Source organism: Clostridium sp. DL1XJH146 (genome assembly GCF_054819755.1).
Map to the genome: position 1 here is coordinate 79,551 of NZ_JBTVVN010000013.1, position 10,496 is coordinate 90,046.

4 protein-coding genes are annotated in these 10,496 nt (G+C 28.8%); all 4 read right to left on the minus strand.

Annotated features, from left to right (window positions below):
- Window positions 1–12 precede the first annotated feature (12 nt).
- Window positions 13–972 carry a 3'-5' exoribonuclease YhaM family protein gene (locus ACVHXK_RS08490; RefSeq protein ID WP_461205951.1) on the minus strand — a complete coding sequence of 320 codons (960 nt, stop codon included), beginning with the start codon at window positions 970–972 and terminating at the stop codon, window positions 13–15.
- A 263-nt stretch (window positions 973–1,235) separates the two neighbouring features.
- Window positions 1,236–5,006 (minus strand): helicase-exonuclease AddAB subunit AddA, encoded by a 3,771-nt coding sequence (gene addA / locus ACVHXK_RS08495; protein ID WP_461205952.1) that lies wholly within the window; start codon window positions 5,004–5,006, stop codon window positions 1,236–1,238.
- Window positions 5,006–8,476, minus strand: coding sequence for a helicase-exonuclease AddAB subunit AddB (addB, locus tag ACVHXK_RS08500; protein ID WP_461205953.1), 3,471 nt, complete (start codon window positions 8,474–8,476; stop codon window positions 5,006–5,008). The genes addA and addB overlap by 1 nt, the downstream gene beginning before the upstream one ends.
- A gap of 444 nt (window positions 8,477–8,920) precedes the next feature.
- Entirely contained in the window at window positions 8,921–10,312 is a 1,392-nt protein-coding gene (gene asnS, locus ACVHXK_RS08505; protein WP_461205954.1) for an asparagine--tRNA ligase, read from the minus strand.
- Between the last annotated feature and the right edge of the window lie 184 nt (window positions 10,313–10,496).

Here is a 10,496-nt window from a genome sequence, read left to right on the forward strand (position 1 = left end):
CTCCTTATAAAATTAATCTAATTTTGCATTATAAACTCTTCTTCTATCTAAAGAAAAAATACTCTCTGATAATTCCCCCTGCTTAGTTTCTAATAAAGCTTTTTTCATGTCATACATACTTGCATCTATTATATCTAAAAAATGAAGCATCTGTGCTTCTGGAATCATTGGTTTCTTAGGACTTCCATATTCAGCCTCATAATGATGTGATAATACCATGTGCTGAAGAAGCATTTTTATTTCATCATCTGCTTCTACTTTTTTTGCAGCAACTTCAATATTTTTAATTCCTTGCACTATGTGACCCAATAATTGTCCTTCAACTGTATACTCTGATACAATACCCATTTCTGATGAATTCATTTCTTCAATTTTAGCAAGGTCATGAAGAATTATGCCCGCGTATAGCAAATCTTTATTCAAAAAAGTATAAATTTCTGATAACTTTTCTCCTCCTTGTAGCATTGTTAATGTATGATAAAGCAATCCTGATCTTATAGCATGATGATTCTTTTTGGCAGCAGGATAATGCATTATTTTATCTGAATATCCATCTAGTATAAGTTCCACAATGTTTCTTATATCATTATTATTAATTTTTGATAAATATTCTAAAATTTTAAGATACATTTCATCGGCAGGAATAGGAGCACTTGCAACATAATCTTCTATATTGACTTCATCTCCCTCGTTTACAATTCTTAATTTCTCTATTTTAAATTGCATATTATTTTGCCAACTGGTAACTAACCCTCTAACTTTGACTAGTATATTAGACTTGTATAATAATTCATCGCCCTCTTGATAATTCCAGTATTTAGCATTAACTTCACCTGTTTTATCACCGATAGTAAAATCTAAATATTTCTTATTATTAGTTGATGTTCTACACTCTGCTTGCTTTATAACAAAATAACCATCAACTCTCTCATTTAATTCAAACTCACCAATTTTTTTAATATTTACGTCCATCTAATACCTCCATATTAATTACAATGCACAATGCACAATGCACGATGCACAATTAAATTTAAATAAAAAGTCAAAAACTTAATACAAAATATAGATCTAAAATACAATGCACAATGCACAATTATGGATGATTTTCTTCCCTTTGGTCAGAAAATCTTTAATTAATAAATTCTCCCCCACTAAAAAATATTCATCCTTCAAGCACTCTGCAAACTGCGCCTATGTTTTAAAAAATTGCAAATTGCAAATTGCTAATTATCTCTTCAAATAAGTACTTCTTTGTCTATAGAAAACAAATATAAGTATTTTTCTTTAACCTCAATGCCTGTTATTTTTTCGACTGCTTTTGCATAATAATTGAGTTGTTCTTTATACCTGTCTACAATTAATTGAGTATTATTTTCTAATACATAATCTGTTTTATAATCCAATATAACTATTTTATTATCTTCAATGAAATAACAATCTATAACCCCTTGCAGAAGAATTTTTTCATCCTTATATTCTTCCAATGATAAATCACTATAAATTTCGCTTACTTCTAAGTCTGTTAAAAACGGTACTTCTCTATATATTTCATTGCTATTGACTAGTCTAGTACCAATATTTGAATTAAAAAACCTTAGTATTCTATTAGGGCTAATAATTTGTGCTTCTTTTTCAGAAATAAAACCTTTTTCTTTAAGCTCATTTATTTGCTCTTTGATCTCTTCTAAATTATTTCCTCTCAGAAAATCAATTTTTTGCATAACGAGATGCATTAATGTTCCTTTTTCAGCTGGAGTTAATTCTTCCTCTTCTTTCAAAAACTTAGGTTTAGAAATTAAAGGTGCTTTAAATAAATTTTGGGAATACTCAATAAAATCCTCCCTATTTTGCATTTTCTTCAGTTCTGTTACTGTAATATTTGTAGGCATTTTCGAAGCTTTAATATATTTATACTTCCAGGAAAGTCTTCTATCCACTTCTGTTTGTATTTTGGTGTCTACTTCTAATAGACTATTTTTTTCTTCAATTTTTACTTCTTGAATTATATAGTCATTTTCTATTATATCATTTCTTTTCCACATTTTAATATCCCAATGTGAAGTATCCTCAATATTATGAAATAATTTCATATTTTCATTATCCAGTAATTTATGTAATTCACATTCTTTTTTTCTCATAAGTGATGGACAAATCCAATCTAAATAATTCATGCTTTTTAACATTTCATATTCCGGTAATTTATCTTCTTCTATTTCAACAGCATAAGCCCATTTTTCTATAGCCTTATCTAAATCCTTCAAAGACCCTGTCAATATTAATTTTTCTTTGGCTCTTGTTAACGCAACATAAAGTATTCTCATTTCTTCAGATAATGTTTCAATTTTAATTTTCTTCTTAACAGCATCTTTTATAATAGTTGAATAAGAAAGTCTCCTTTCAATATCAACAAATTCTGGTCCATATCCATATTCGTTGTGGAAAAGAATTTTTTTATTTAAATCCATCAAATTAAACTGTTTTCCTAAAGAGGATAAAATAACTATAGGAAATTCAAGTCCTTTACTTTTATGTATTGTCATTATCCTAACAACATTATCATTTTCTCCAAGTACCTTTGCCTTCCCCATATCACCTTTGTTGTCTATAAGCTTATTTATAAAACTAATAAAATTAAATAAACCTTTATAACTAGTTTTTTCATATTGACTTGCTCTTTGAAATAAAATTTTCAAATTTGCTTGCCTCTGATTTCCACCTGCCATGGAACCAACATATCCATAATAACCAGTTTGCTTATAAAGATACCATATAAATTCATCTACTGACATATGTTTAGCTTTTTTTCTCCAGTTCTTAATTCTTTGCACAATATCATGGCATTTAACCCATAATTTCTTTTTATCATTCATTTCCTCTGCATGTGACGCTGCCTTTATTAATGCATCATAAAAAACTCCATTATCATCCTGATAGCGTATATCTACAAGTTCCTCTTCATTAAATAAACCAATTGGAGACCTTAAGAGTGCTATAAGTGGAATATCTTGTCTTGGGTTATCTATTACCTTTAACAAGGCTAACATTGTCTTTATTTCAGTTGTTTCAAAATATCCTGCATCAGTATCACTATAAGCTGGTATATCTAGATTTCTAAACTCCTCTACAAAAACAGGAGCAAATCTTGAAACACTTCTCATTAGAATAACTATATCTTTATATTCAACATCTCTATATAAATTTATATGTTTATCATATACTTTAAATTTCTTTCCTTCATCCCCATGTATAAGTTGTTTAATTCTATGGGCCACTAATCTAGCTTCTAATTGTATATTATCTAACTCTTCTCTTTCTTCATCATCAAGTATACTATCTTCTGCTTCAATAACCTCTTCTGAAATTATATCCTCTTCATCTTTTCTATCAATCAAATGAAGCTCTATTTCTCCACCTACATACCCATTATCATCATTAAATTCTGGAAAACTCGCTCCCAAATTTAATGCCTCTTCATCTGTATACTGAAGTTCTCCTACCTTTTGAGACATAATTTGCTCAAAAATAAAATTAATCCCTTGTAAAATTTCTTTTCTGCTTCTGAAATTTTTATATAAAGTTATTTTCTTTTGAGGAGAATCATCTTTATTTTCTTTATAATGAGGATATTTACTATACTTATCTAAAAATAATTCTGGTTTTGCTTCTCTAAATCTATATATACTTTGCTTTACGTCTCCAACCATAAATATATTATTAGAAACACCAGTTTCCACATCTTTTCTTCCTATCATATTTACAATTTGCTCTTGAACATCATTACTATCTTGGTATTCATCAACTAATATTTCTTCATACCTTTCTCTTAAAGCAATAGCCGCCTGAGATGGTCTTATTTCACCATCTTCGTTTTTATCTCTCAAAATTTGAAGACAGTAATGCTCAAAATCACTAAAATCAATTATACCTCTATCTTTTTTCTTTTCTTTATACTTTAACATAAACTTAATAACTATTTCTGAAAGTTCATTCATTAAAGGATAAATTTTTCTAAACTCTTTTCCATCACTATTAACTTGATATAAAGAAATTATTTTCCCTATAGCTTTATATTGGTCCTTAACTTTATTCCTCAACTTCTTAACTTTTTCTTGAATATCTTTATTTTCTACATTACGTACTGGTTTTAATCGTTCAAAAATATCTTCTTTATAATAATTAATTAATTTTTCCCAGGAAATTTCTGATGCCTTTTTAACATCTTGAATAATATTTAGCTCATTACAATACTGCTCATAATATCCTTGTAAATCTTCACATGTATTTAATAAATTAACACTTTTTATATAATTATTTTCCATATTGCAAAGCTCAAAATATGCATCCTGTAAAATAACTTTAGCCCAATCAGTTTCTCCAAAATCATAATTTTCATCCACATTAAATTGCTCTGCCATAGAAATTAATTTTTCCTCTGGGTCAGGTGATGCTATTGCAAATTTATATAAATCCATTACAATATTTTTCAAACTAGCATCATCTTTTCCTCTACTATAGGCCTCAATCAATCCTTTAAATTCTTCTGTTATATTTTCTTCAGTATATAACTCTTCAAATAATTCATCCAAAGCCTCCCATTGAAGCAAAAGAGTTTCTGTACTATCTCCAATTCTAAAATTAGGGTCTATTTCTATCAAGTGAAAATTGTTTCTTATCACTTGCAGGCAAAAGGAATGTATTGTAGTAATACTAGCTTTATTTATCAAAGTCAATTGTCTCTGTAGTCTAGTCAACTTAGGATTTTCTACTAATTTTTTATTTATAGCTCTTCCTATTCTCTCTTTCATTTCTGAAGCTGCTGCATTAGTAAATGTAACAATTAATAATTTATCGATATCAACTGGATTTTTTTCATCTGTAATCATTGTAATAATTCTCTCAACAAGAACAGCGGTTTTACCAGACCCAGCAGCTGCTGCCACTAGCAAATTGCATCCTCTAGTATTAATGGCTGCTTCTTGATCTTCAGTCCATTTTACTTCAGCCATTATTCCTCAACCTCCCCTTTGATTTCATTCCAAATTTCTTCTTCCTTTTTCTCTCTTAATATATTAAATTTGTTTTCCTCCAATGAACTATCAAATTTACATACAGATGAGTATAAACAATACTTACATGCAAATCCATCTTTATTTTTATAAGGAGCTATTTCTATTTCACCCCGCATCATTAATTCACAAGTTTTTTCAATTTTATCTCTAACAAATTCTCTAAGCAAATCAAATTGCTGGAGAGATATAGCAGAGGATTTACCTAGTTTACCATCTTTATTCATCCTAGCTGGAATAATCAAAGAATACCCCTCTATATTTTTATCCATCTCTCTTACAACTTTTTCATCATTTAATAATAATCCCTTCATTTTTAAGCTTTTTAATATCTCTTTTTCTATTTTTTCATCATTCATTTCTCTATTGCCTGCAATAATAGGGTCATCCATTTTAAAATAAAACATCCCTGCAGGCATTATATTATTCCCATTATTATTATCCTGTGATAATATAGCATCTAAATAGGTTAATAGCTGAATTTGAAGGCCATAATATAAATCATTTAAACTAAAATCTTTAGTTCCCGATTTATAATCAATTATTCTATAATAATCCCCTTCTTCTAAAGTCGCTTTATCAACTCTATCAATTCTTCCTCTAAGTTTTACTTTTTCTCCACTCTGTAAAGTAACTTGAATAGCAGAATATCCGTTTTCTCCGCCAAAAGATATCTCATATCCAACAGGTCTAAAGCCACTTTGCTTCATATGATTAATAACCACTAAAATAGTTCTTATTATAATTTTTTCTAATCTTTCTGTAAAATACCTATACCTAGAAGAACTATTAAATATACTACCTGAAATCTCGTTTATTTTCCTTTCTACAAGAAGATGAATTTTTTCTCTACACCAATTTTCTTCTAAATCTGCCCAATCCAATTCCTTCTCTCTCACTAAATTAGAAAAATCATCAATTATTCCATGCATAAAGCTTCCTATGTCTGGTGGATTTAATTTAAATATTTTTCTATCCTTAGCTTTAAGTGCATACTCTACAAAATATGCATAAGGACACTGCACATATTTTTCAAGTCTCGATACACTTAAATAAGGTTCATTACCGTAAATTTTTTTTGTTCTCTCATAATCTATATTTAGTGCTGTATTTTTTTGGGCTGCAATTGATTCGATTTCACTGCATTTAGTATTCCATAATTCATCACTACAAAACCACTTATAAACAATTTCCCAAAAATATTTATTTTGTTTTTCTTCATCCTCTTTATTTAAAGTACTTACCATTTGATTAAATGTAGGAATAGGTGCGCAAACATTATGCATAAGTTCATCAAAATTATCTTTATCGCCAATTTTCTTTTCATTAATTTTAGGAAAAAGAGATTTTAATCTACCTATTATTGCTGAAGCTCTCATAGATTTACCTTCAAAATCTGACGCTGAATAACTTATGCTCAAATATTCCGAAGGAAGAGATAACGTTGTATATACTAAAAATTGTTCTCCAAAAGTCTTTATTTTAGAATCCTCTGCAAGATTTATTTCCAGCTCTCTAAGTTTTTCTCTATCTCCATCCGTTAGTATGCTATCTTCTTTTACCGAAGCAGGAAACACACCATCATTTACTCCTACTATATACAAGGCTTTGATTTGATGATTTTTTATTCTATCAACTGAACTTGCAAGAACAACATCTAAAGCAGGTGGTATTACCCCCATTTTGTGTTTATTAAATCCTATTTTTAATTTTTTTACAAAATCCTTAAGATTTGTTTTTTCTTCTCCAAATATATCTACGACTTGATCTAATAATTCCATAACTAAATTCCAAATCTGACTATATTCTATAGCTAGCTCTTCTTCTCCAAGGGCCTCAAATTCTTCAATAAGTAATTCTATTTTTTCATATGCTTTTATATCTATTAGAAACTCGTATAAAGCCCTACAAATATCCTTAGATACATTTTTGCCTTTAATCTTTTCATGAAGAATTAAAAGTGGCTCTACTACCAATTTTCTTGTGCTATTTATATTTCCATGTTCTGATTCCATATCTTCTTTTGTTAATATATCTTTATCAGATACTACCTCTTGAGAGATATTTCCTTCATGTGAATATTGACTATCTTCGATAATGACATCCCATTCTTTTGACCATCTATTTTTCCCTCTAATTCCTTTTTCCAATACATAGTTTTCAAGCATATCTATTTCTTCAATCTCAATATCTACAAGCCCACTTTTTAAATATCTAAAAACAGAATCATAAGACCAATTCTTTATAAATATCTCTATAACTGAAAGTATTATTACTATAAGTGGATTGTCATCAATCTCTTTTTTCTTATCAATAAAAACAGGTATTCCATACTCTTCAAAGGTAGTTTTTATTATTCGCTCATATGAATTCAAATCTCTTGAAACTACAGCAATATCTCTAAATCTAAAATTCTCATCTCTGCAGAGCCTTAAAATATCCTTAGTTACTTCTTCTATTTCACTATAGGGATTATCCCCTCGATAAATCGAAATATTGTCTACATCGTATTCAAATTTTATTGCAGGATACTTATGAAAATTCTCTTCTAGAAATAATAAATCCTTACTTTTAGAAAATCTACTTTTATTAGAATTTTCTAATACTATTGGTTTATCTATTGAAACATTATTTTCAGCTACAATTTCTAACAGCTTATTCTCTGTTCTTTTAGTCATATCAAACAACATACTATTATTAATTTTATTGTTATAATCAGTGCATAAAGAAATATTAACTCTTTTTGCCTTTTTTATAATCTTTTCAATTATTATGTATTGTTGTGGAGTAAAAGAATTAAACTCATCAATCCATACTTCACTATTATTAAATATAGTTGATTTATCCAAAATATCTGCTAATAATGTTAAGTCATCATCATCGTCTAAATAGTTTTCATGTAATTTATTCTCAAATTCTTCGTATATTTTACTAATATCTATAAGCTTGTTTTTTATCATATCCTCATCTTTAAATCTTTCAGCCTTTTCCACTAGTTCTAAAGGAGTTATGTTATACTTTTTCATTTCAGAAATTATTGCTGAAATTGAATCTACAAATCCCTCTTGCTTAGCTGCAAGCTCAAAAACATTAAATTCCTCTTTCATTCTATCCATAATACTAAAAATAAGCATATTCTTACCTGCAGCGTTTAAGTGTCCCCGAAAATCCCCCCCTACTTCATCTACAACCTTATGAAATAAACGTCTAAAGGTTATAACATCCGCATTTATAATACCTGTTCCTTTTAATTCTCTAACTAAAGTTTTTTCTGCTGTATATGAAAATTGTTCTGGCACAAGAAGTAATTGATCTGCTTCCTCTCCTTTTTCAATTCTTTTTTTAATGCTTTCAATTGTAAAATAAGTCTTTCCGTAACCTGCTCTTCCGTATATAAATCTTAAACTCAAACTATCACCAACCCTCTATATTGTTTTATTTTAAAATAATGAAAATTTTGCTTCGCAAAATCAACTATCTAATTTACAAACACTTCTCTAAAAACACCTCTAACCCAAATTGTTATTTATTTCTATTATATACTAACACCTTTTTATTTTAAATGTGCAATGTTCAATTTGCAATTAACGAAGTGGCGAATACTTCCCCTATACCCCATCATTTTTTATTGGATAGAAAAAAATCATTTACTGTTCAATAAAAAACAAAAGATTCTCAACCATTGGTCAAGAATCTTTCTTATTTATGCACTGTTCATTATTCTTTTATGTTTTAATCTTTTAATCTTTTAATGTTTTAATCTTTTAATCTTTTAATCTTTTAATCTTTTAATCTTTTAATCTTTTAATCTTTAATTGCTAATTGAACATTGCTAATTGCAAATTTGTTTAGTTTTAAAATTCAGCGTTTCCTGGAGTTCTTGGGAAAGGAATTACGTCTCTAATATTAGCCATTCCTGTTAAGTACATTATCAATCTTTCAAAGCCAAGACCATAGCCTGCGTGTTTTGTACCCCCAAATTTTCTTAGTTCTAGATACCACCAGTAATCTTCTTTATTAAGTCCTACTTCTTCTATTCTTCTTTCTAAAACGTCCAATCTTTCTTCTCTTTGGCTTCCACCAATAAGTTCTCCAACACCTGGCACTAGTAAATCAGCAGCAGCTACTGTTTTTTCCTCTTCATTAAGCCTCATATAAAAAGCCTTAATTTCTTTTGGATAATCAGTAACAAATAATGGTCTTTTATATACTTTTTCTGTTAGATATCTTTCATGCTCTGTTTGAAGGTCTATTCCCCATTTAACAGGGTAATCAAACTTCTCGCCACATTTTTCTAATATTTCTACTGCTTCTGTATAAGTTACTCTTCCAAATTCAGAGTTAACAACATTGTCTAATCTATCAAATAATCCTTTATCAATAAATTTATTAAAAAATTCCATTTCCTCTTTTGCGTTTTCTAACACATATTTTATTACAAATTTAATCATATCTTCTGCATTATCAAGGTAATCTGATAATTCAGCAAATGCCATTTCAGGTTCTATCATCCAAAATTCTGAAGCGTGTCTAGTTGTATTTGAATTCTCTGCTCTGAAAGTCGGTCCAAATGTATATACATTCCTATGTGACAGGGCAAAAATTTCTGCCTCAAGCTGACCACTTACTGTAAGATTTGATTCTTTTCCAAAGAAATCTTTCTCAGTATCTATTTTACCTTCTTCATTTTTAGGAACATCATTCAAATCCAAAGTAGTAACTCTAAACATTTCTCCTGCACCTTCACAGTCACTTCCAGTAATAATCGGAGTATTTACATAAACAAATCCTTGTTCTTGGAAAAATTTATGTATTGCATAGGCAGCTACAGAACGAACTCTAAATACAGCTGAAAAAGTATTACTTCTAGGTCTTAAGTGAGCAATCTCTCTTAAATATTCTAAACTATGTCTTTTCTTTTGAAGTGGATAAGATGAATCTGAAGTTCCCACCACTATAACTTTTGCTGCTTGAATTTCAAAAGGTTGTTTTGCTGATTCAGTTTTTACAAGTTTACCTTCTATCTCTACTGAAGAGTTTATTGGTAACTTAGAGATTTCTTTGAAATTATCTAATTCTCCATCAATTACAACTTGAATATTTTTAAAGAAAGAACCATCATTAATTTCAATAAATCCAAACTTATTTGATGCTCTTAAAGTTCTTACCCATCCAGAGATTTTAATGTTTGTGTCAATGTATTTATCTGTTTCTCTATATAGAGCTTTAATTAATGTATTTACCATCCAAATACCTCCCTTAGATACTTATTATAGCAATTCTTTATTCCCATTTTTCTTCATAATCAAGTATAGATTACAACTGAATTAGTGTCAATACTAACCCATTTACCACAGCTCTAACGAGCAAATTTATTTTATAGCTGTAGTAAGCTTAAATTTATCGTTTTAAATTTCAGAAAATTCTAAC